The 20,494-nt window shown below is 63.3% G+C and carries 23 protein-coding genes; 9 read left to right on the top strand and 14 right to left on the bottom strand.

The features are described from left to right. The first annotated feature begins 41 nt into the window (after nucleotides 1-41). Entirely contained in the window at nucleotides 42-1,391 is a 1,350-nt protein-coding gene (locus ABIA42_RS21670; RefSeq protein WP_271533438.1) for an 8-oxoguanine deaminase, read from the top strand. A 109-nt stretch (nucleotides 1,392-1,500) separates the two neighbouring features. On the opposite strand, the gene ABIA42_RS21665 is transcribed toward ABIA42_RS21670, so the two are convergent. The 5 genes from ABIA42_RS21665 to ABIA42_RS21645 all read right to left on the bottom strand — a co-directional run bounded on the left by ABIA42_RS21665 (nucleotide 1,501) and on the right by ABIA42_RS21645 (nucleotide 6,909). Beyond that, complete coding sequence (locus ABIA42_RS21665; RefSeq protein ID WP_370124006.1) at nucleotides 1,501-2,577, bottom strand: BMP family ABC transporter substrate-binding protein; 1,077 nt, start codon at nucleotides 2,575-2,577, stop codon at nucleotides 1,501-1,503. A gap of 75 nt (nucleotides 2,578-2,652) precedes the next feature. After that, on the bottom strand, nucleotides 2,653-3,570 hold the full coding sequence (locus tag ABIA42_RS21660) for an ABC transporter permease (protein ID WP_370121374.1): 918 nt from the start codon (nucleotides 3,568-3,570) through the stop codon (nucleotides 2,653-2,655). Beyond that, on the bottom strand, nucleotides 3,557-4,648 hold the full coding sequence (locus tag ABIA42_RS21655; protein WP_370121377.1) for an ABC transporter permease: 1,092 nt from the start codon (nucleotides 4,646-4,648) through the stop codon (nucleotides 3,557-3,559). Before ABIA42_RS21655 ends, ABIA42_RS21660 begins: the two co-directional genes overlap by 14 nt. Then, nucleotides 4,632-6,221 carry an ABC transporter ATP-binding protein gene (locus ABIA42_RS21650; protein ID WP_370143638.1) on the bottom strand — a complete coding sequence of 530 codons (1,590 nt, stop codon included), beginning with the start codon at nucleotides 6,219-6,221 and terminating at the stop codon, nucleotides 4,632-4,634. The genes ABIA42_RS21655 and ABIA42_RS21650 overlap by 17 nt, the downstream gene beginning before the upstream one ends. 202 nt (nucleotides 6,222-6,423) lie before the next feature. Continuing rightward, nucleotides 6,424-6,909: a nucleoside deaminase gene (locus ABIA42_RS21645; protein ID WP_370124009.1), complete on the bottom strand. Its 486-nt coding sequence runs from the start codon at nucleotides 6,907-6,909 to the stop codon at nucleotides 6,424-6,426. A gap of 388 nt (nucleotides 6,910-7,297) precedes the next feature. Between ABIA42_RS21645 and ABIA42_RS21640 the strand changes: the two genes are divergently transcribed. Together ABIA42_RS21640 and ABIA42_RS21635 are read left to right on the top strand one after the other, a co-directional pair. Continuing rightward, on the top strand, nucleotides 7,298-8,572 hold the full coding sequence (locus ABIA42_RS21640; RefSeq protein WP_370143637.1) for an allantoate amidohydrolase: 1,275 nt from the start codon (nucleotides 7,298-7,300) through the stop codon (nucleotides 8,570-8,572). Between the two features lie 97 nt (nucleotides 8,573-8,669). Continuing rightward, entirely contained in the window at nucleotides 8,670-10,055 is a 1,386-nt protein-coding gene (locus tag ABIA42_RS21635) for a hypothetical protein (protein ID WP_370124012.1), read from the top strand. A gap of 8 nt (nucleotides 10,056-10,063) precedes the next feature. Here ABIA42_RS21635 and ABIA42_RS21630 read toward each other — a convergent pair whose 3' ends face one another. Further along, nucleotides 10,064-10,282: a hypothetical protein gene (locus tag ABIA42_RS21630; RefSeq protein ID WP_035678447.1), complete on the bottom strand. Its 219-nt coding sequence runs from the start codon at nucleotides 10,280-10,282 to the stop codon at nucleotides 10,064-10,066. 352 nt (nucleotides 10,283-10,634) lie between these two features. On the opposite strand from ABIA42_RS21630, the gene ABIA42_RS21625 reads away from it, so the two are divergent. Beyond that, complete coding sequence (locus ABIA42_RS21625; protein WP_370121380.1) at nucleotides 10,635-10,817, top strand: hypothetical protein; 183 nt, start codon at nucleotides 10,635-10,637, stop codon at nucleotides 10,815-10,817. A gap of 19 nt (nucleotides 10,818-10,836) precedes the next feature. On the opposite strand, the gene ABIA42_RS21620 is transcribed toward ABIA42_RS21625, so the two are convergent. From ABIA42_RS21620 to ABIA42_RS21610, 3 genes are all read right to left on the bottom strand, one after another. Beyond that, complete coding sequence (locus tag ABIA42_RS21620) at nucleotides 10,837-12,213, bottom strand: VWA domain-containing protein (protein ID WP_370121383.1); 1,377 nt, start codon at nucleotides 12,211-12,213, stop codon at nucleotides 10,837-10,839. A gap of 5 nt (nucleotides 12,214-12,218) precedes the next feature. Next, nucleotides 12,219-13,166, bottom strand: a complete 948-nt coding sequence (locus tag ABIA42_RS21615; RefSeq protein WP_035678446.1) for a MoxR family ATPase — start codon at nucleotides 13,164-13,166, stop codon at nucleotides 12,219-12,221. A 147-nt stretch (nucleotides 13,167-13,313) separates the two neighbouring features. Beyond that, nucleotides 13,314-13,514 (bottom strand): hypothetical protein, encoded by a 201-nt coding sequence (locus ABIA42_RS21610; RefSeq protein WP_018319162.1) that lies wholly within the window; start codon nucleotides 13,512-13,514, stop codon nucleotides 13,314-13,316. Nucleotides 13,515-13,739: 225 nt separating this feature from the next. On the opposite strand from ABIA42_RS21610, the gene ABIA42_RS21605 reads away from it, so the two are divergent. Next, nucleotides 13,740-14,714: a quinone oxidoreductase gene (locus ABIA42_RS21605; RefSeq protein ID WP_271533428.1), complete on the top strand. Its 975-nt coding sequence runs from the start codon at nucleotides 13,740-13,742 to the stop codon at nucleotides 14,712-14,714. A 43-nt stretch (nucleotides 14,715-14,757) separates the two neighbouring features. Here the strand turns inward: ABIA42_RS21605 and ABIA42_RS21600 are convergent, their stop codons facing one another. Together ABIA42_RS21600 and ABIA42_RS21595 are read right to left on the bottom strand one after the other, a co-directional pair. Next, nucleotides 14,758-15,033, bottom strand: coding sequence for a hypothetical protein (locus tag ABIA42_RS21600; protein ID WP_271533427.1), 276 nt, complete (start codon nucleotides 15,031-15,033; stop codon nucleotides 14,758-14,760). Between the two features lie 110 nt (nucleotides 15,034-15,143). Further along, nucleotides 15,144-15,752 (bottom strand): S24 family peptidase, encoded by a 609-nt coding sequence (locus ABIA42_RS21595; RefSeq protein WP_027576185.1) that lies wholly within the window; start codon nucleotides 15,750-15,752, stop codon nucleotides 15,144-15,146. A 165-nt stretch (nucleotides 15,753-15,917) separates the two neighbouring features. On the opposite strand from ABIA42_RS21595, the gene ABIA42_RS21590 reads away from it, so the two are divergent. Both ABIA42_RS21590 and ABIA42_RS21585 read left to right on the top strand, forming a co-directional pair. Beyond that, entirely contained in the window at nucleotides 15,918-16,451 is a 534-nt protein-coding gene (locus tag ABIA42_RS21590) for a GcrA family cell cycle regulator (protein WP_370121389.1), read from the top strand. 46 nt (nucleotides 16,452-16,497) lie between these two features. After that, a complete protein-coding gene (locus tag ABIA42_RS21585) occupies nucleotides 16,498-17,073 on the top strand; it encodes a hypothetical protein (protein WP_271533425.1) in 576 nt (191 codons plus the stop codon). 45 nt (nucleotides 17,074-17,118) lie between these two features. Here the strand turns inward: ABIA42_RS21585 and ABIA42_RS21580 are convergent, their stop codons facing one another. Beyond that, nucleotides 17,119-17,475 carry a hypothetical protein gene (locus ABIA42_RS21580; RefSeq protein ID WP_370121392.1) on the bottom strand — a complete coding sequence of 119 codons (357 nt, stop codon included), beginning with the start codon at nucleotides 17,473-17,475 and terminating at the stop codon, nucleotides 17,119-17,121. A 624-nt stretch (nucleotides 17,476-18,099) separates the two neighbouring features. Between ABIA42_RS21580 and ABIA42_RS21575 the strand changes: the two genes are divergently transcribed. Both ABIA42_RS21575 and ABIA42_RS21570 read left to right on the top strand, forming a co-directional pair. Next, nucleotides 18,100-18,285 carry a hypothetical protein gene (locus ABIA42_RS21575; RefSeq protein ID WP_131871037.1) on the top strand — a complete coding sequence of 62 codons (186 nt, stop codon included), beginning with the start codon at nucleotides 18,100-18,102 and terminating at the stop codon, nucleotides 18,283-18,285. Nucleotides 18,286-18,417: 132 nt separating this feature from the next. After that, on the top strand, nucleotides 18,418-18,759 hold the full coding sequence (locus tag ABIA42_RS21570; RefSeq protein ID WP_271533423.1) for a phasin: 342 nt from the start codon (nucleotides 18,418-18,420) through the stop codon (nucleotides 18,757-18,759). Between the two features lie 190 nt (nucleotides 18,760-18,949). On the opposite strand, the gene ABIA42_RS21565 is transcribed toward ABIA42_RS21570, so the two are convergent. Next, a complete protein-coding gene (locus ABIA42_RS21565; protein ID WP_370121396.1) occupies nucleotides 18,950-19,267 on the bottom strand; it encodes a cytochrome c in 318 nt (105 codons plus the stop codon). 291 nt (nucleotides 19,268-19,558) lie between these two features. Then, nucleotides 19,559-20,389, bottom strand: coding sequence for an alpha/beta fold hydrolase (locus ABIA42_RS21560; RefSeq protein WP_271533420.1), 831 nt, complete (start codon nucleotides 20,387-20,389; stop codon nucleotides 19,559-19,561). Between the last annotated feature and the right edge of the window lie 105 nt (nucleotides 20,390-20,494).

Below are 20,494 nucleotides of genomic sequence, written 5' to 3'. Positions count from 1 at the left end.
CCTTGCAGGCTGGTCGTCATTCGGTGTGGAGAAGCAGGATCATGAGTGACGCAAGTCCGATCTGGATCAGGGATCCACTCGCCATCCTCGCCGACAGTGCCGAGCGCGGCATCGTGGTGCAGGACGGCCGGATCGTCGAGCTGGTGCCGGCCGGCGGTGTGCCCGCAACCGCGGATGTCGCGGTGTTCGATGCGGGCGAGCATGTCGTGCTGCCGGGCCTGATCAATACCCATCATCATTTCTATCAGACGCTGACGCGGGCGCTGCCGGCTGCAATGGACCGGCAGCTGTTTCCCTGGCTCCAGGCGCTGTATCCGGTCTGGGCGAGGCTGACGCCTGAGGCGCTCGAGCTCGGCGTCACGGTGGCGATGTCCGAGCTGCTGCTCTCCGGCTGCACCACCACGACCGATCACCACTATGTTTTCCCGGCAGGACTCGAGGACGCCGTCGATATCGAGGTGGCGGTGGCGAAGCGTCTCGGCATGCGGGTATTGCTCACGCGCGGCTCGATGAACCTGTCGCAGCGCGACGGCGGCCTGCCGCCTGACAGCGTCGTGCAGGACGAGGATACGATCCTCGCGGACAGCGCGCGCGTGGTCGCAAAGCATCACCAGCGCGACGCGGATGCGATGGTGCAGATCGCGCTCGCGCCGTGCTCACCGTTCTCGGTGACGACCTCGCTGATGCGCGCGACCGCCGATCTCGCCGGCAAGCTCGACGTGCGCCTGCACACCCACCTCGCCGAGACCGAGGACGAGAACAAATTCTGTCAGCAGATGTATGGCTGCCGCCCGCTCGACTATCTCGAGCAGTGCGGCTGGCTCAATGCGCGAACCTGGCTCGCCCATGGCATCTTTTTCAACGACGGCGAGATCAAGCGCCTCGCCAACGCGAAGACGACCATCAGCCATTGCGCCTGCAGCAACCAGCTGCTGGCGTCCGGCTGCTGTCCCGTCTGCGAGATGGAGGAGGCCGGCGTCGCGATCGGGATCGGCGTCGACGGTTCGGCGTCGAACGACGGCTCAAACCTGATGCAGGAGGTTCGCGCCGCCTTCCTGCTGCAACGGGCGCGCTACGGGGTAGCGAAAGTCAGCCACAAGGATGCGCTGCGCTGGGCGACCAAGGGCTCGGCGGCCTGCGTCGGGCGGCCGGAACTCGGTGCGATCGCCGTCGGCAAGGCCGCCGATCTCGCGCTGTTCAGGCTCGACGAGCTGCGCTTCTCCGGTCACGGCGATCCGCTGGCCGCCTTGGTGCTGTGCGGGGCGCATCGAGCCGACCGGGTGATGGTGGCCGGAAAATGGACGGTGATCGACGGCGCGATTCCGGGCCTGGACGTGGCAGACCTCGTCCGCCGCCACAGTTCCGCGGCGCGGGCCATGCGGGCGGGATAGGCCGGGCAAGATGGAAAGAGGGGGCAGCCACAAGTGCCGGGTGCTTCTGGCCACCCCCTCCGAACCTCCTCCGGGAGGAGCAGGTGGATTGGGGAATGCAAGAAGCGTGCTACTTGCCCGGCAGCTTGTCATCGATGCCTTTCACGTAGAAATTCATGCCAAGGATCTGCCCGTCGTCGAGGTGATCGCCGCCCTTGCACTCGACCGGCTTGCTGTCCTGCCCAACGATCGGGCATTTGAACGGATGCAGCTTGCCCGCAGTGATCGCGGCCTGGGCATCCTCGGCCATCTTTTTCACATCGTCCGGCATGTTGGTGTAGGGCGCCATCGCGAACATGTGGCTGTCGAGGCCGCCCCAGGTGTTTTCGGACTTCCAGGTTCCGGCGAGCTCGGCCTTGACGCGCTCGATGTAGTAGGGGCCCCAGGTATCCAGGATCGAGGTGAGCTGGGTCTTGGGCCCGAACTTGATCATCTCGGAATCCTGGCCGAAGGCGAGCTTGCCGCGTTCGCTGGCGATCTGCATGGCGGCGGGCGAATCCGTGTGCTGCATGATGACGTCGGCGCCCTGGTCGATCAGCGCCTTGGCGGCGTCGGCTTCCTTGCCGGGATCGAACCAGGTGTTGGCCCAGATGATCTTGACCTTGATGTTTGGGTTGATGGTCTGCGCCGCCAGCATCGTCGCGTTAATGCCGGAGACGACCTCCGGAATCGGGAACGAACCGATGTAGCCGAGCACGCCCGACTTCGACATCTTCGCTGCGATCAGGCCTTGAATGTAGCGGCCCTGATACCATTTCGCCGAATAGGTCGACATGTTCGGGTTGCGCTTGTAACCGGTGGCGTGCTCGAAATGCACGTTCGGATATTTCTTGGCGACCTTCAGCGTCGAGTCCATGTAGCCGAAGGACGTCGTGAAGATCAGCTTGTTGCCGGCGCGGACCAGCTGCTCGATCGAGCGCTCGGCGTCGGGCCCTTCGGGCACGTTCTCGAGGTAGGTGGTCTCGATCTTGTCGCCCAGTTCCTTCACCAGCGCCTGACGACCAACGTCGTGCTGATAGGTCCAGCCGAGGTCTCCGATAGGACCCACATAGACGAAGCCGACCTTCAGCTTGTCGGCGGCGGAGGCTGCACTGACGTTCCCGGCAAGCAAGAGCCCGGCAGTCAGCGCAAGCAGTGATTTCCTCATCATCGATCTCCAACATCAGGGGAAAGCCACGATCCGCAACGCGCGCGCCCCATCGCGCCCGCCGTGGAATGAGGTTCAACGGTCAGGCACGAACACCGTGCCGAGCGCGGCCGGCGCGGTCGAGCCGCCGCCGCGTGCGCGGGACAGCAGGACCAGGACTATGACGGTTGCGAGATAAGGCAGTGCCGACATGAATTGCGAGGGAATGCCGACGCCCCAGCCTTGCGCGTGCAGTTGCAGGATCGTCACCGCGCCGAACAGATAGGCGCCGACCACGAGCCGGCCCGGCCGCCAGGACGAGAACACCACCAGCGCCAGTGCGATCCAGCCGCGGCCGGCGGTCATGCCTGGGATGAAGAACGGCGTGTAGGCGAGCGGCAAATAAGCGCCGGCAAGCCCGGCGCAGGCGCCGCCGAACATCACGGCGAAAGTGCGGATGCGCAGCACCGGATAGCCGAGCGCATGCGCCGAGACGTGATTGTCGCCGCAGGCGCGCAGGATCAGTCCCGCCCGCGTGCGGTACAAGAACCACCAGACGCCGGCGATCAGTGCGACTGAGAAATAGACGAAGCCGTCCTCGCCGAACAGCACGCGGCCGATTAGCGGAATGTCCGTCAGAACGGGAATATAGAGGTGCATTGCCGGCGTGATGCGTTCGCCGACAAACCCGGCGCCGATCAGGCCGGAGAGCCCGACGCCGAGGATGGTCAGCGCGAGCCCGGTCGCAACCTGGTTGACGGCAAGCCCGAGCGCCATCAGCGCGAAGACGAGCGACATCAGCGTGCCCGCGACCACGCCGAACAGCGCGCCGATGAAGACCGATCCGGTCAGCCAGGCGCCGGCAAAGCCGCAGGCCGCGCCGACGATCATCATGCCCTCGACGCCGAGATTGAGCACGCCGGAGCGCTCGGTCACGAGCTCGCCGGTCGCAGCGATCAGCAGCGGCGTCGACGCGGCGAGCACCGCGAGGATGATGGCTTCAACCAGCTCCACGAGTCACCTGTCGGTTTGGGAAGACCAGCTTGAAGCGATAGAGGATGAGGGAATCGCAGGCGAGCACGTAGAACAGCAGGATGCCCTGAAAGACCTTGGTGACGTCCAATGGGATCTTCATCGCGATCTGCGCCTGCTCGCCGCCGATAAAGGTCAATGCCAGGAAAAGGCCTGCAATGAGTATTCCAAGCGGGTTCAGGCGGCCAAGGAAGGCCACGATGATCGCGGTAAAGCCGTAACCAGGCGAGATGCCGGGCTGGAGATGCCCGACCGGACCTGCAACCTCGATGATTCCGGCGAGGCCCGCCAGTGCGCCTGATACCGCGAAGGTCAGGATGATCAGCTGATTGGCATTGAAGCCGCCGAACCGCGCCGCACGGGGCGCAGCACCAACCACACGGATCTCAAAGCCCTTCATGGTGCGCCCGAGCAGGATCGCCGCTGCCGCGACGACGAGCAGGGCGATGACCGAGCCGAGATGCAGCCGGCCGCCTTCGATCAGCAGGGGGACTGTCGCCACCGGATCGAATTCCGCCGTGGTCGGGAAATTGAAGCCCTGCGGGTCGCGCCATGGCCCGCGCACGAGATAGTCGAGGAAGAGGTCGGCGACATAGACCAGCATCAGGCTGGTCAGGATCTCGCTGGCGCCGAACCTGACCTTGCAGATCGCCGGGATCAGCGCATAGAGCGCGCCCGCCGCGGCGGCGAGGACGAGCATGGCCGGCAACACCCAGGCGCCGGCGTCGGTGCCTTGCGTCTTTACCGCGATCCAGCTTCCGGCGACTGCGCCGATCAGGAATTGCCCTTCGGCGCCGATGTTCCAGGCATTGGCGAGATAGCAGAGCGATAGCCCGATCGCGATCATCACCAGCGGCGTTGCCTTCACCGCGATCTCCTGGAGCGAATAGCCGTCGGTCAAGGGTGTAACGAAATAGGCGTGCAGGGCGAGCAGCGGATTCTTGCCCAGGATCGTGAACAGGATGACCATGGTCAGGATCGTGAGGCCAATCGCGATCAGCGGCGAGACCAGCGCGATCGTGTTGGAGCGCTCGGCGCGCTTCTCAAGCACCAGCTGCATGAGCGGCCTCCTTAGGCTCCAGGCTGCTGCCGCCCATCAGAAGGCCCAGCTTTTCGCGACTCGCTTCGCTGGCTGCGAGCGGAGCCGACAGCTTGCCGTGGAACATCACTGCGATGCTATCGGCGATCTCCGCGAGCTCGTCGAGATCCTGGCTGGTCACGAGGACGGCGGCGCCGGCGGTTGCGAGATCAAGCAGCGCCTGCCGGATGACAGCGGCGGCGCCGGCGTCGACGCCCCAGGTCGGCTGGCTCACCACCAGCACCGCGGGGGAGCGCAGGATCTCGCGTCCCACGATGAACTTCTGCAGATTGCCGCCGGACAGGCTCGCGGCTTCCGGATCGCGCTTGGCCTTGCGGACGTCGAACGTCTCGGTCGCGCGGTCGACCGCTTTCAGCGTGGCTGCGGTGTCGATGAAGCCGCGACGGACCATGCCGCCGGCGGCGTGCCCGGTGAGCAGCGCGTTCTCCGACAGCTTCATGCGCGGCGCGGTGCCGTGGCCGAGCCGCTCCTCAGGTACGAAAGCGGCGCCCAGCCTGCGCCGCTGGGTGATCGAGAGACGGCCGGCGGCGATGCCTTCGATCACCACCGTGCTAGGGTTGTTCGAGAGGCGCTCGCCGGAGAGCGCGGCGAACAGTTCGTCCTGCCCGTTGCCGGCGACGCCGGCGATGCCGAGGATCTCGCCGCCCTTCAGCTCGAACGAGATGTGCTCGAGCCGCACACCATGCGCGTCTGCGGGGGCCAGCGAGAGATCGTCGACGACGAGCCGTGGTACGGTCGTCTTGCGGCCGGATGAGGCCCTCACTTCCTTGATCTCTCCGCCGACCATCATCCGTGCGAGCGAGGCCGCGGTCTCGAGCCGAGGGTTGCAGGTCTCGACCTTCCTGCCGCCACGCAGGATCGTCGCGGTGTCACAGAGGCGCTTCACCTCCTCCAGCTTGTGGCTGATATAGAGGATGGCGCGGCCTTCGGCCTTGAGCCGCTCCAGCACGATGAAGAGCTGATCTGCCTCCTGCGGCGTCAGCACCGCGGTGGGCTCGTCCAGGATCAGGAATTTCGGATCCTGCATCAAGGCGCGGACGATCTCGATGCGCTGGCGCTCGCCGACGGATAGTTGCCAGACTTCGCGCTTGGGATCGAGCGGCAGTCCATAGGTCTTCGACACCTGCTCCAGCCGCGCCGACATGTCCTTGAAGGACTCGTTGCCGTCGAGGCCGAGCGCGACGTTCTCGGCGACGGTAAGATTGTCGAACAGTGAGAAATGCTGGAACACCATACCGATGCCGCGGCTGCGTGCTTCCGACGGACCGGACAGCACGATTGGCTGGCCTTGCCAGCGGATCTCGCCGGCGCTGGGCTGGATCAGCCCGTAGATGGCCTTGACCAGCGTCGACTTGCCGGCGCCGTTCTCGCCGAGCAGGGCGTGAATTTCACTCGGCCAGATGTCGATGTCGATGGAATCGTTGGCGAGGAAATCGCCATAACGCTTGGTGAGGCCGATCGTCCTCAGGAGCGGGAAATCGCCGGAATGCCGGCCGTTGGGCATCGGATCTAACATTCGCTGATGCGCTTGCATGCGTGACGTGTCTCGATAGTGGGCCAGTTTGAACCGCGCTGTAAGATGTGAAAAAGCATCATCCCTTGCTCAACGTTTCGGCGGGCGATCGGCCAGCGGGTCGTCAACCGTGCTGAGCGACCAGGTCGCGACAGCTGCTCCAACTCGGCAGTCACATCGGGCGCGATCAGAAAAACGGCGTCATCTCCCTTTGGATGTGCTGCTACTTCGTCCAAGCGCCGTCGTGCAGCGCCTCCGCCTCCTTTTCGAGCAGGGGGCCGATGACCTCCGTCGGGCGCTGGCCGCGGGCAAAGACCTCGCGGCACGGCAGGTCGAGGGTCGGGTTCTCCGGATGGTTGCCGGTGAGGCCGCGCAGGCGATGTTCGCCGAGGCCAAAGACGACGCGGCCGATGCCGGCCCAGTAGATCGCACCGGCACACATCGCGCAGGGCTCGGCCGACGAATAGAGCGTGGCTTTCGCCAGCACTTCGCGCCCGAGCGTGCGGCAGGCCTGGGTGGCCGCGAGCCGTTCGGCATGCGCGGTGCCGTCATGATCCGGCATGTAGCCATTCTCGCTCTCGATGAGAACCTGGCCGTCGGCCGCGACAACGATGCAGCCGAAGGGATGATTGCCATGGCTAAGCGAGCGGCGGGCGACCGCGAACGACAGGCGCAGGAAGTGTTCGTCACGTTCGGACGCGGCGTCCATCGCTACTCCGCGGTCAATGCCCGCCATGCGCCGGCCGACCACGATGAATGTCGGCTTCGCTGATCCGTGCTTCATACACAATTTGCCGTGAAACATCACCAGCCGGCCGGACGGTTTCTGACGACGGCATTTTCCAGATAACCGATTGAAAAATATCGGTAATGCGGCCCGTCAGATACCTGATTGGGAAGAAATGCCAGACGCAATTGCAGGCGTTTGGGCTCCCGCGCGCATGACCGGCGCGAGGCAGCGTGGCGCGTACTCGCATTCATGCTAATCACGCGCCTGTTGGGGCAGGCGCCGGTACGTGATTTTTTGCTGGCACCGAGCTCGTGCCGATCGCCAGGACGGCCGTCGCCGCGGTCCAGAGAAGAGGAAGTTTGTCGAGATGGGGTCCGTTAACGCCGTTCAAAATGCATCGCTCGGCGAAGTGATCGTGCGTCGGATCAACGATCTGGCCGCGATCTCGGAAGAAGGTGACAAACTCACCCGCATCTATCTCACCAAGGAGTTGCGCGAGGCGGCGGACCTCATCCTGGGCTGGATGCGCGAAGCCGGCATGAGCGCGCGCATCGACGCGATCGGCAACGTCTGTGGCCGCTACGAAGGCGATCGGCCAGGCGCGCCCTGCCTGATGCTCGGCTCGCATTACGACACCGTGCGCGATGCCGGCAAATGGGATGGACCGCTGGGTGTGATCACGGCGATCTCTTGCGTCGCCGATCTCAACCGCCGCGGCAGGCGCCTGCCGTTTGCGATCGAGGTGGTCGGTTTTGCCGATGAGGAGGGTGTGCGCTTCGCTTCGACCTTGCTCGGCAGCCGTGCGGTGGCCGGCACCTTTGACGAGAATCTGCTGAACACGTGCGACCGCGATGGCGTGTCGATGCGCGATGCGCTCGTGCAGTTCGGGCTCGACCCCGACCATGTCGGCGCGGCCGCGCGAGCGCGGCGTGAGCTGCTCGCCTACCTCGAATTGCACATCGAGCAGGGGCCGGTGCTGGAAGCGCAGAATCTGCCCGTGGGGGTCGTCACCGCGATTGCCGGCGCCACACGGCTTGCCGCACGGCTGACGGGCATGGCCGGTCACGCCGGCACCGTACCGATGGAGCTTCGGCGCGACGCGCTCGCCGGGGCGGCCGAATGCATTGGTGCGATCGAACAATTTTGCCGCACCGACGAGGGCGGCCTGGTCGGCACCGTCGGCTACATCCAGGCGAGGCCCGGCGCGACCAATGTCATTCCGGGCGAAGTATCCTTCACCATCGATATGCGCGCCCCCACCGACATGCACCGCAAGCGTGCGGTGGCCGATATCGTCCGCCGGATCGAGGCGATCGCCAAGCGCCGGCAGCTGGCCCTTCAGCTTGACGTCACCCACGAGAACCGCACCGCACCGTGCGCGCCGTGGCTCAAGGAGCAGATAGCGCAGGCGATCGGAGCCGAAGGCTTCTCCGTGTTCGAGTTGCCGAGCGGGGCAGGGCACGACGGCATGGCGATGATCGACATTGCCGATGTCGGCATGATCTTCGTTCGCTGTCGCGGCGGCATCAGCCATCACCCGGATGAGCATGTCGAGCTCGCCGATGCCGATGCCGGCGCGCGGGTGCTGCTGCGGGTGATCGAGAATTTCCAGACGCGGGAGAGCCGCGCCGCCGCGAGCTGAACAGCCGGCCCCCGCCCCGTCATCGTGGCGAGACACGAATCAGTCACGCTTGGAATGGTGACCGGCCATCGCCGGGATCGCGAGATACTCGGTGCACATGAAGAGTGACATTCCCCTGCCGTCACATCGCGGAAACCGGTTTTACCAGGGCGGGGTTGCGACCCTTGTCGCCAACGCTCTTCAGGCGGTCAATTTTCTCGGTGATCGGTTCCTGAGAAAGTCGCATCATTCGTTGTCGGCGATCGAGGACCTTTATCGGCACTCGATGGACAGCGCGTTCTCGGTGACCGAGGCTTTCCTCGTCACAGGCGCCCCGCACGCCTCCGCCTATTATCCGCGAGACTTCGCGTGGTTCTATCCCGACGTTCTCGACCCCGAAACCATCATGGATCCGCAGGATGCGGTGCGGCGGGTTCGGTTGCTCGAAAAGAGCGTCCGTTTGTTGCTGGAGGCGGTTCGCGCCGGCGTCGTCACGACGACCATCGTCCCGGCGGGACGCGGTCGCTACCTCGGCGTGAACTATTTCTCGCGCCCGTCGGACACGCTGCTCGGTATTCTCGCCGGTCTCCAGCAGATGATCTCTGCCGAAGACAGGGCCGCCTCCTATTTGGCAATGTCACAATGCGCGCATGCAGGCCGCCTGTTGCTGGCCGAATATGGCGGTGACCTGAAGCGAGCAATCCTCCAGCTCGCAAGCGAGCTCGAACCGTTCAATGATGATGGTACCAGGTATTTGCTTTGCGATGTCCACGCGCCGCGCTCTGCCGCGACAGACACCCGCGCCGAACGCAGGCGCTTCGTGACCAATGCTTCCGTCTACACGACCTTCGTGTGGGGCGTGCAGCTCGGGGTCGTCGACGAGAACGAGCTGAAGCGGCTGCTCGGGCGTGACCTTGCGCAGTACAAGACAGACCTGCTCCGCCTGTTCGGCAAAGACGGCCATATCACGCATTCCCTGGAAGGTTCGGCGAGCTCGCCGGCCTCATCGGTCGCGCTGGATTTCGTCAGCGTGCATCGTGGATTCTGGAATATGAGCGATGCGAGCGAGCGGGCGCTGTTCGCGGCCACGACGGATCTGATCATTGCGGAGCCGCGGTTTCGTATCCCCAGCACGTTTCATTTCCTGGTCTCAGCCGATAATCCCAGAAACAAGATGATCCACAGGATTGCGGCACCAGCCTATCAGGGGCGTTCCTGCTGGCCGACGTTCAACGTCGAGTTCGCGGATCGCATGCTGGACTATGACGAATTCACTGGCGGCGAGACCTATCGGGCCTGCGCCCAAGGAATATTGAAGGATATTCGGACAGCGACCGAGGTTCACGGCGGCTATCAGGAGCTGATCTCAGAACAGGGTCTGAAGTATCGCACCTGGGCCTATAAGGGCGCCGTGGCTCATTCCTGGTTTCCGCGCTTCCTGTCCGTCTGGAGGAGGGCGTATGGAACGCCGCTGCTCCGGTGGATTGACGAATCCACTCGGTAACATATCGCTCACGCTACGAGATCCAGCAGCCGGCACGATCCGCGCACCAGCACCTTGCGTCCGGTTGGCGTCATGGCAGGCACGCCGTCATTGATGACGACGAGGCCGAGCGCGACGAGGCTTTCGACGAGATGGGCCTTGAGACGGCCGTTCGACAACGGGTTGCGAAGCGAACGCAGGGCCGCCCATTGGTCCGGCGAAAGCTCAAAGTCGAAATCGTCGTTCATGTTGCCTCAGTCGATCGTAACGTTCACGCGCCCCTGTTATCGGCGCTGCATGAAGACCATGCGACGACAATGAGTCCGGAATTCGGTGTGATGTTTAGAACGTCTCTTCACAAATTGCCGCACTTCGTTGCGCCACAAGAGTTAAGATCGTTTGCCCGCGAATATCGTCTCAACTTCCGATCACTAATTGATGATCTGCGCTTGATGTTGCAGTGCGAATTGCCGCGCTGCACGGGAAGCGTCGCTGTCCTATTCAGCGTCGCGATATGCACAGAAATGGCGAGACGAGTCGTTCCGGGCTCTGCTAGGTTATTCCGTGGGGAATGACTTCACACGGCAGGAGTGTGAGTGCATGAAGAGGCTGGTTGAGATCCGTAGTCAGGAATTTTTATGCCGCGAGCGCGCGGCACTCGATTCGGAACGTCGGGTATTCTGGCTCGCACAGGCCGAGGAATGGGAGCAGCGCGCGCTCGACGAAATCGCGTATCACTTTCGGGAGCGCAATCTCGCGCAGGCCGAGCGGAATGCCGCCTGACTCGGGCGGCTAATAATGCTTACTGATAGGTCGCCACGATATCGGACACGGCGCGCTCGAGCTGGTGCGCGGTGGCGCATTGGCGCACGACGCTGCAAAAGGTCGCGTAGCGCGGCATCTCGGAATCGCCAAAGCCCCAGGCGAGCCGCCCCTCGGGATTGAGCCAGACCAGCCGCTTCGAGCGATCGGAGATCCGGCGCAAAATGTCGGCGCGCGGGTCGAGATTGTTGCTGCGGGCATCGCCGAGCACGATCACCGTGGTCTGCGGCGTCAGCGTGCTCATGAACCCCTTCTCGAAATCGACCAGCGAAGAGCCGTAGTCCGACGAGCCGAAACCGACCTTGGACATGATCTCGGACATCGCCTCCTCCGGCGACTTCGATTCCAGGATCTCGCTGACCTCGATCAGGTGCGAGGAGAAGGCGAAGGAGCGGACATCGTCGACCACCTCGTGCAGCGAGTGGATGAGCAGCAGAAAGAAATCGGACACTTGCGCAACGGAGCCCGAGACGTCGCACAGCGCTATGATCTTCGGCCGGTCGCGATGCTTGCGCTTCCATGCTGTGAGGAAGGGCACGCCGCCCCAGGCCGCATTGCGGCGGAGCGTGCGACGGACGTCGAGATGGCCGCGGCGCTGGCGTTTGCGCGGCTTCGAGTAGCGCTCGCGCAGCCGGCGCGCGATCTGACGGATGAGGGCGCGCATCTCGGCGACCTGGCGCCGCTCGATGCGGGCGAGCGGCGCATTGCGCAGGATCTCGTTGCGGAGGTTTTCGGCCTCCTCGCGGGCATAGAGTGCAAGCCCCTGAGAGACCGTATCGCGCACGGCCTCGCGCAAGGCGTCCAGCGCGGCGCGCAGACGCTCGGCCAGTGCCGGGTTGGTCGCGGTCAATTCGTCGAGATCGTCGCGCAGGCGCTGGAGGCCCATGGCGTCGAGGATGCGGCTGGAGAAGGTGCCGCGCTGAGTGGAGTAGCGGATGTCGGACAGGGAGGCCGCCCCGGAGGCGCTGGCAATCGCAGCCGCAATCGTATTGCGGTCCTGCGACAGCAGCATCTGCGCGAGCGGGCCTAGACCTTCGGGAGGCTGACCTTCGCCGGCCTCGCTGGGAGCGCCGGAGGGGGGCGGCTGATCTGCGTCCTGCGGAGCGTCGTCGTTGCCGGCCTCGGGCTGGTCCTGCCGCGGCTCCGGCTGACTGAAGAACAGATCAAAGCAGTCACCGAGCGCGAGCTTCTCGTCCTGGGACTTGGCAAGTGTCAGGAGCAGCGCGTCGCGCAGGACGGCGCGGTCGGAGATGCCGACCTGCGCGACTGCGCGCATCGCATCGATGCTTTCGGCAGGCGAGACGTGAACGCCGACGCCCCGCGCCGCTCGAAAGAAACGATGGAGGTTCTCGCGCATCGGCGTCAACCGAAGACGTTGGACCGTGCCGCCTTGGCAATGAAGGTCGTCACCTGCGGCGCCGCTGCCTCTATGTCCGTCTCGTATTTCAGGAGGACGTTGAGCGTGTCCTTGACGATCTCGGTGTCGAGCTCGGAAGCCTGGAGCAGCACCAGCACGCGCGCCCAGTCGATGGTCTCGCTGACCGACGGCAGCTTCTTCAGATCCAGCGAGCGGATCTCGTGGATGAAGCCGACCATCTGCCGGCGCAGCGTCTGGGAGATGCCGGGCACGCGGCTTTCGACGATGCGTTCCTCGAGACGCTGCTCGGGGAAGCCGATATGAAGATGCAGGCAGCGCCGCTTCAGGGCGTCGCCGAGATCGCGCTCGCTGTTGGAGGTGAGGATCACGGTCGGCGGCGTGATGGCCGACACGGTTCCGAGCTCGGGGATCGTGACCTGGAAGTCCGAGAGGATTTCCAGCAGCAGCGATTCAAACTCCGCATCCGACTTGTCGATCTCGTCGATCAGGAGTACGCAGCCGCCCGGCTGCTCCAGCGCCTGGAGCAGGGGACGCGGCTCGACGAACTCCTTGGAGAAGAACACGTCTCCGAAATCGTGGAGCTGGTCGAGCGCGGCATGCAGCGTCTGCGCGCCGCCGAGAACCTCGCCGAGCTTGTCCTTCAGGATTTGCGTATAGAGTAGCTGCTTGGCGTATTTCCACTCATAGAGCGCCTTGGCCTCGTCGAGGCCCTCGTAGCATTGCAAGCGGATCATCTTCATGCCGCGCCAGGCCGCGATCGCCTTGGCGAGTTCGGTCTTGCCGACGCCCGCGGGGCCCTCGACCAGGATCGGCTTCTCGATCTGCTGCGACAAATAGACGGCGGTCGCGATCTGCCGGCTCGCGATGTAGCCTTGCGCGGCGAGGCCGCTCTCCACTGCCTCGATCGAGGTCGAGGCCTTCTGATCAGCCACGAAAGGGCGCTCCCAAAGGTCTTGGTTGAGGCTTGTTCTGCCTGCGTTCCAGGCAAAGAACAAGCCTCGTTTGGGAGACATCAGGCCCGCGTGAACGGCGTTTTTTCCGCTTAGCGCAAATAGTTAAGCGGTTCGCCGTTCGTGCGATCAGTGCCGCAGCAACTCCGGCTTGCGGATGGTCTGTCTGACCTCGGCGCCGCAATCGGCGCATTCATACACGAAGTCGATCTTGGCAAGGCTCCAATGCGGCTCGACCTCGCGCACATACATCGGCAGGAACCCCATGCAGGTGGGGCAGTTCACAGGCGCGATCTCGATGTCCTGATGATGCTGAACGTAAGCTGGCATCTCGGCTCTCCTTCGCAGGCGACCACCAGACCCCGCGCGAAAGCTACTGCCGGTTACCCCCGGAGCCCTCATCAACTCTTTCGAACAGAGGCGGAACGGCGGGCGTTTGTCGTTCGCTGTGACATTCTTGTTACGGATGGTACTGGTAAGGGGCGGACCAAATGCCTATTTCGCAGGCCGACCCGGTTCACTGGATTTCACTGCAACGATAAGGGAGTAACGCCCATGACGCATGCCATTCGTTTTCACAGGACCGGCGGTCCGGAAGTCCTGGTCTGGGAGGAGGTCAATGTCGGCACACCTGGACCCGGCGAAGCGCGCATCCGCCACACGGCTGTCGGACTCAATTTCGTCGACATCTACAACCGTTCGGGTCTCTATCCGGCGCAATTGCCGAGCGGGCTCGGCAGCGAGGCGGCTGGTGTCGTCGAGGAGGTCGGGCCCGGTGTCACCGATCTGAAGCCGGGCGATCGCGTCGCTTATGGCGCCTCGCCGCTCGGGGCTTATTCCGAGGCGCGGCTGATCCCCGCCGACCGGCTGTTGAAATTGCCCGACGGCGTCGATGACAAGACCGCAGCGGCAATGATGCTCAAAGGGCTCACCACGCAATACCTGATCCGGCAGACCTATCGGGTGAAGGCCGGCGATACCATCCTGCTTCACGCTGCGGCCGGCGGCGTCGGCCTGATCTTGAGCCAGTGGGCCAAGCATCTCGGCGCGACCGTGATCGGCACCGTCAGCAACGACGAGAAGGCAAAACTCGCCAAGGCGCATGGTTGCGACCATGTGATCATCTACACGCGGGAAGATTTCGTAAAGCGGGTCGACGAAATCACCGGCGGCAAGAAGGTGCCAGTGGTTTACGATTCCGTCGGCAAGGATACGTTCCTCAAATCGCTGGATTGCCTCGCGCCGCTCGGTGTCGCGGTTCTGTTCGGCCAGTCTTCGGGAGCTGTCGAGCCGCTCAATCTCGGCCTGCTGGCACAGAAGGGGTCGCTCTACGTCACGCGTCCGACGCTGTTCACCTACGCCGCCAAGCGCGAAAATCTGGTCGCGATGGCGAACGAACTGTTCGACGTCGTCAAGTCCGGGGCGGTCAAGATCGAGGTGCACCAGACCTATCCGCTGAAGGACGCCGCCAAGGCGCATACCGATCTTGCGGCTCGCAAGACCACGGGATCGACCGTTCTTCTGGTCTGATGCTCGGCCGGGCCGGGCCGTGACGCAAGCTGCTTGGCCTGCGTCACGTCCGCTCGTGCTTGCGCAGATCGCGGGTGTGATCAAGGCGGATTGCCTGGAGGTCGACATCCTCGGGCGCAATCTGGGGCAGGGCGGCCTCGGTCAGGATGGCCTCGGTCACGTCCTCGACGGCATTCTCCACGATTTCGTGGATGAACGAGATGTTCCGGTATTCACCCGAGGCGATGCGGGAGATGACCTCTCGCCTCGTGATTTCGGGATCGACGACCGCCTCGCGGCCCCGCCGCCCATATTCGATCATCACGACGAAGTATTGCATGAAACGATCCTGCCGCGCCCCGTGGTCGGGAACGCGGCAGAGTATTTCCGAAAAACGGAACTTTGTCAACCACGATTTCTATAAATCAGAAATCGCTGGCCGTGTGGCCCTTACTTGCCCTTCTTGCGAGGACGCGCCGATTTCGCACGCAGCCGCTCGAGCTGCCCCTTGGGCATGGACAGGCAAATCTCACCCACCCAGTCGAGCTTGACGCCGACGATCGGCTTGGCATTGAAGCTCGTGAGATTGACGACGGAGGGTGATTTTCCCCGTTCGATGGTCTTCAGATAGCGCTCGCCGGTCTTGAGGCGGACCACCGCCTCTTCGCCGTAGAAGCTCGACAGCGGATGGCGCTGGTCCTTGTAGACCACGATCACGTCGCCGCTCTCGTATTTGGGCAGCATCGAATCGCCCACGATCTCGAATGCGATCGTCTCTTCCATGATAGGAAAGGGCAATGTGATGTCGCCGAGACCTTCCGGAGGAACCTGTTCATAGTCCGGCTCGATCACCGCGCCGGCTCCGACGCGGCCCATGATCGGCGCGAGATTGAGCTCGAGATATTCCATGATTGGAATGATCTCCGAGGCTTTCACCAGACGCTCGCCGCCGAGGATCTCCGAGACCGCGCCGGGCCGCACGCCCATGGCTGCTGCCAGGCCGCCCTTGCTCTTGCCCGTCTTCTCCAGGCCTCGTTCGATCATTGCAACGTCCAACATGGTGATTCCCTCGATTGCGCGCCGTCTCGCCTCTTGTAATCCGAAATTCGGAATTGATGCAATTATGAATATCAGAATTATTGCTTGACACTCGATTCGGAATAACGGAATGTGTGTTTCGCTTTCCGGTCGCGGGATCGGAGGGCGGAATCACGGGACAGCATCATGGAACCGGGCCATTGGCCGTCGGAGCACTCCGACGCGCTTCGCGACTATTTTCTCAAAGGCATGTCTTATGCGGAGATCGGAAGACAGATTAACGCAAGGTTTGGAACGGCTTACACGCGCAGCGCGGTGGTCGGCCGCGCCAAGCGGCTCGGGCTCGTCGTGCCGGAATGGATGACGAGCCCGTCGATCGCACCAGCATTGCCGGGCGAGGCCACTCTCATTTCGCCGCGCCGGTCGGCGTTGCCGAACCTGAGCCTGCCGCCGAAGTCCGCAATGAAGCCTGCGGCGCAGGTGAAGTTGCGTTGCGTCGGCGTCCAGCCGCGCCTGATCCAACTGGTCGAACTCGAGCCGGCCGACTGCCGCTATCCCTATGGTGGCGACAAGGACGGGGAGGACATCACCTTCTGCGGCCACCCGCGCCAGCCGGGCTCCAGCTATTGCGCGCCGCATGCCCGCCTGGCGCGCCGTTCCGAGGCTGGGTCCGCCCGTGCCGCAGGCCCCGTCGTGCTGAAGCTGGTCTCGGCCGGCTGAAGGTGCAGCCGTCCGTTCAATCGTCAGTCTTGCAAGGAGTATCCGAGTGGCTCGTGCCCGACGCAACAAGTCCTACAAATTGGCGCAGATCTACGACCGGCGGTCGCGGGAGGTGCCGTTCAATGCCGAGGTGGCGGAGGTGGAGGTCGACAATCCGCTCGCGCTCGATTCAGGCGAGAAGATACTGGCCATCCGCTCAATCCGCAACGATCCGCTCGGCCGGCTGCACGCACACCACCAGATCGACGACGCGCAATACCGGGGCGGGCGCGCCTTCCAGGACGATTGGGAGCGGGCGGAGCGGGGCCCTCAGGCGGTGGACACGACACGCGAATATGTCGATGGTACAGGTACGCGCGAGCCGGTCACCGAGAGCCAGCGACAGGCGGTGCTGCGGCTGAACCGGGTCGAACGCGAGCTCGGCACCGATGGCGCCGCCCTGGTGCACGACGTGCTGGTGCTGGGTCTGACGATGGATCAGATCGGGCAGCGACGGGCCGTCCGTGCGCAGCGCTGGAACGATTATTTTGGGCGGCGCTTTCGCGAATGCCTGGATCGGCTGGCGCTGGTCTACGGTTTTGCGACGGAGGCCGGGACGCGGCGTGCGGACCGGCGCAGATGATTGCGGCACGCCTGTGGCATCGGCCGCAGGCGTGCCGGCCTGCCGCTACGGATGAGGTACAATCCGGTAAGGCGTCGTGTAGGGCTCGACGCGGAGCGAGGCGCTGGCCAAAAGCCCGATCTTGGCGGTCGGCGCCTGCTGCAGTTCGCCGTTCGGGCCACGATGCACGTTGTATTGCCAGACAGTGAGGTCGCCCTTCTGTGCCAGCGCGCGTGCAACGGCGCTCGCATCATTGCCGCCGAGCGCCTGAAGCTCCTCTTGCGACAATCCGACGACGATTTCGTCCTTGATGGTGACGATCTTGAACAGGTTCATCCTGGTCTCCTGCGCCCATGCGCCTTGTATCGAGAGGGTGAGAAGCGCGACCGCGGCGCCCTTGATGAGATCGCAGCGAGAAAGCATGCCGTTGTCCTTTGGTGCTGACGCGCGCCCAAATCGAAGAGTCTTCAGCCATGGCGCCCGTATCTGCGTGGCCGTGCCGCAACGGCTTGGTCGCTCGCTCGCGGACAGCGGTTCACGGCCGAGTTGTGCCCGGACCGGCGGTTCCGGCTGCGAACAGTCGCGCCAAGATCAGGACCGGCTGCAAGATCGACCTCTCATGCCGGCGATACAACCGCCGAAGGCGGGCTCAACAATTGCGTGTGCATGCTGAAGCATCGCCAATTCGTGCGCACGATGTGCATTCACATCGGAAACAAGCTGAAACGTTGCGCGGATTGACCGCGATCAGGGCTGTGTGCGTGATTGATGCAACTTCTTGACGCAGGTGGGTGACGGCGGTCGATATTCCTGTTATCCGGAATCGCGGTGGTGCGATGCAGACGAGGCGTCTCTACACCCACGGTTGGGCTTGCCGGACGGGTTGTTCCTTGGCATAGTTACAACCAAACGGTTGAGGCCATTGTTCGGATGCAGTTCAGTGTGTGAACTCGGCGGCCACCGGCCGAGGCTTCGTCGCGATAGGTTCTGTTGCGGCGTTCGGTTCTTGAGCGGATCACGAAGGCCGGTGCTTGTCATGGGTGCGAGATGAAAAACCTCGATTTCGCGGCTGAGTTGCATCTCAAGCTCGGTGTGCCTGCAAGCAGCACTGTCGAAAGTCTGCGCCTGCTCCGCGCGTTCCTGAAGCTCGCGCCTCGACAGCGCTTCGAAGTGATCAAGCTGGTCGAAGATCTCGCCGCGGAAGAAGCTTTTCCCGAGCACCCCTTGTCCTAAAGTCCGGCCCTGTGCCGTTCCCTTCCTTTTTCTGCCTGGGCCGCCGCGCCGGCGCCGTTCCCCCGGGGCTGGCCGCTGGAAGGCGGTCCGGCAAGTGTGGTATTCAGTTGAGAAAAAGGGAGGAGTGCGACCATGATCGAACCGAAGCTCGAAGTTCCGGCCGAACTGCGCGACCTGGCTGAGAAGACGATTGACCAGGCGGAAAAGGCATTCGGCATGTTTTTTGACGCCGCCACCAAGTCGATGTCGTCCGTTCCGGGCGCGGGGACGGAGGTGTCGAAGCAAGCGCTGGCTTTCACCGAGCAGAACATGAAGTCGGCGTTCGAGCATGCACGCAAGCTGGTGCATGCCACCGATCTCCAGGAAGCGATGCGAATCCAATCGGATTTCCTGCGCAGTCAGTTCACCAGCGCCGGAGATCACATGCGCCAGATGACCGGCAGTCTCATGCAACAAGGCAAGGGCAAGTCCTGATTCTCGGTGTGTGTACAGGGTGCCCACAAATTGGCCTTGTGTGGCGCGGAGATCCGCGCTTCGATATCGGCGCAGGTCCATGATGGGCCACCGAATGACCTTATTCGCCGTCCGTCATCCTTTCTGCTGATCCCTGCCGGCTTCCGGCAGGGATTTGCGTTTGCAGCAGGTCGTGATCGTCCGGCGACTGCTAACGCAGCGATGAGATATAGGCCGCGATATCGCCGGCTTCGCTCCGGCTCAAGGGAAAATTCGGCATCTTCGGGTGCGGATCGAGCAGGAAGAAGGCGAGCCTTTCCGGGCTGAAGTCCGGCCTGCGCGCAACGGATGCAAAGGATGGGACGTCGGCGCTCGCCTGGGTCTGTCCGTTCGCCACGACATGGCAGCTCGCGCACCAGCGCTTGGCGAGATCGGCACCGTGATCGGCGTCAGCGGCGAGGGCGGGCGACGTGACGACGCCGGAGATTACGCCGAGCAGCAGGCAAATCCGTCTCACATGCCGGGACATAAGGCAATCCTTCTGCGTTCGCACGCGGTCGCCGCGCTCATCCGCAGCATGATCCTGGAAATTGCGAGAGGTCAATGCGGGCGATGATCGACCGCAGCAGCTTGCGGGTCGAACGATAGAGACGCCGTATGAATGCCGGCATTCTCGCCGCGGGCAGGCCAAGATCTTTCGTATGAAGGCTTTTCGTATCAAGAGTTTCGGTATAGTGCGACACGTGTCTCTCCGAGGCCATGTAACTCTTCTATCGTGCCGCTTTGGAGCCGCCTTTGATCTGCCGCAAAGCGTTCCCGGCTAATAGTCGCCTGGGTTCATGATCATCGGGCTCGTCGTATCCGCCGGTGCAAGCGCGCTGCTGGCGCTGTCACGCAGGAAGCGGTCGAGCGTCTCCTGGATCTTCTCCTTGACTGAGTTCGGACCGCGATCGCTCATCTCCGTGTGCTGCGCGCCGGTGTTGATGATATCGATGCCGCGAGCCTTGGCCTCTTCCGGCGTCGGCAGCACGCCGGGATCTGTCACGAAATGGGGGTCCTTCGATCGGAACGACAGAATTTTCATGTGGTCGCTGAGCACGAAAGGCACCCGCAGATTGTCGAGCGTGATCACCTTCGACACCAGCTCCGGGTGCTGATGGGCGACGTACATGGAGACATCGCCGCCGTTGGAGTGGCCGACAAGAGTGATATGGTCGTATTCGACGTTCTCCTGCTGCCTCTTCAGTTCGCCCAATACGAAGAGAATGTTGGCTTCGCAGCGGATGTAGACTTCACGCCGGCCGACATATGGCTGACCGACATGGGTCATCAGCGGCGGATCGCTCGGCAAGTCCTGCTGGATACTGGCGACCAGATAGCCTCGTGCGGCGAGGACGTTGGCGAGGAAGGAATATTCGGTGGCCTTGACGGTATTGCCGTTACTGATGATGGCGAGCGGGAGCTTCCACAGGCCGAGATTGGCCTTGGTCTCGTAGTCGCGCCGCACGGCAATCTGCACCGAGATCGGCCGCTGGCGCGAGGCGTCGAATAGGGTCAGGGCCTCATGGCGGATTGCGAACTGGCTGACGACGAAATACTGCCCGACTCCAAGGACGCAGAGCAAAGCCAGGATTGCAAACACCTTCCTCATGGTTCTGTCTCAAAATCACCTTTGACTGAACATGGTGATCGGGAACTCCCGGTCGAGCGATCGTGAGAAGGTTACAGGATTAAATTCCGGTAAGTCTGTGGGCAA

Source organism: Bradyrhizobium sp. USDA 327 (assembly GCF_041262065.1).
Taxonomy (GTDB): domain Bacteria; phylum Pseudomonadota; class Alphaproteobacteria; order Rhizobiales; family Xanthobacteraceae; genus Bradyrhizobium; species Bradyrhizobium liaoningense.
This window is presented reverse-complemented; position numbering and strand designations above follow the sequence as displayed.

Coding starts and splice junctions, on each gene's coding strand:
- ABIA42_RS21560 (WP_271533420.1), bottom strand. CDS start 20,389: ATGAGGAAGGTGTTTGCAATCCTGGCTTTGCTCTGCGTCCTTGGAGTC.
- ABIA42_RS21630 (WP_035678447.1), bottom strand. CDS start 10,282: ATGAACGACGATTTCGACTTTGAGCTTTCGCCGGACCAATGGGCGGCC.
- ABIA42_RS21640 (WP_370143637.1), top strand. CDS start 7,298: ATGGGGTCCGTTAACGCCGTTCAAAATGCATCGCTCGGCGAAGTGATC.
- ABIA42_RS21655 (WP_370121377.1), bottom strand. CDS start 4,648: ATGCAGCTGGTGCTTGAGAAGCGCGCCGAGCGCTCCAACACGATCGCG.
- ABIA42_RS21665 (WP_370124006.1), bottom strand. CDS start 2,577: ATGAGGAAATCACTGCTTGCGCTGACTGCCGGGCTCTTGCTTGCCGGG.
- ABIA42_RS21575 (WP_131871037.1), top strand. CDS start 18,100: ATGAAAAACCTCGATTTCGCGGCTGAGTTGCATCTCAAGCTCGGTGTG.
- ABIA42_RS21670 (WP_271533438.1), top strand. CDS start 42: ATGAGTGACGCAAGTCCGATCTGGATCAGGGATCCACTCGCCATCCTC.
- ABIA42_RS21635 (WP_370124012.1), top strand. CDS start 8,670: ATGAAGAGTGACATTCCCCTGCCGTCACATCGCGGAAACCGGTTTTAC.
- ABIA42_RS21650 (WP_370143638.1), bottom strand. CDS start 6,221: ATGCAAGCGCATCAGCGAATGTTAGATCCGATGCCCAACGGCCGGCAT.
- ABIA42_RS21605 (WP_271533428.1), top strand. CDS start 13,740: ATGACGCATGCCATTCGTTTTCACAGGACCGGCGGTCCGGAAGTCCTG.
- ABIA42_RS21645 (WP_370124009.1), bottom strand. CDS start 6,909: ATGGACGCCGCGTCCGAACGTGACGAACACTTCCTGCGCCTGTCGTTC.
- ABIA42_RS21625 (WP_370121380.1), top strand. CDS start 10,635: ATGAAGAGGCTGGTTGAGATCCGTAGTCAGGAATTTTTATGCCGCGAG.
- ABIA42_RS21565 (WP_370121396.1), bottom strand. CDS start 19,267: ATGTCCCGGCATGTGAGACGGATTTGCCTGCTGCTCGGCGTAATCTCC.
- ABIA42_RS21570 (WP_271533423.1), top strand. CDS start 18,418: ATGATCGAACCGAAGCTCGAAGTTCCGGCCGAACTGCGCGACCTGGCT.
- ABIA42_RS21620 (WP_370121383.1), bottom strand. CDS start 12,213: ATGCGCGAGAACCTCCATCGTTTCTTTCGAGCGGCGCGGGGCGTCGGC.
- ABIA42_RS21600 (WP_271533427.1), bottom strand. CDS start 15,033: ATGCAATACTTCGTCGTGATGATCGAATATGGGCGGCGGGGCCGCGAG.
- ABIA42_RS21590 (WP_370121389.1), top strand. CDS start 15,918: ATGGAACCGGGCCATTGGCCGTCGGAGCACTCCGACGCGCTTCGCGAC.
- ABIA42_RS21580 (WP_370121392.1), bottom strand. CDS start 17,475: ATGCTTTCTCGCTGCGATCTCATCAAGGGCGCCGCGGTCGCGCTTCTC.
- ABIA42_RS21595 (WP_027576185.1), bottom strand. CDS start 15,752: ATGTTGGACGTTGCAATGATCGAACGAGGCCTGGAGAAGACGGGCAAG.
- ABIA42_RS21610 (WP_018319162.1), bottom strand. CDS start 13,514: ATGCCAGCTTACGTTCAGCATCATCAGGACATCGAGATCGCGCCTGTG.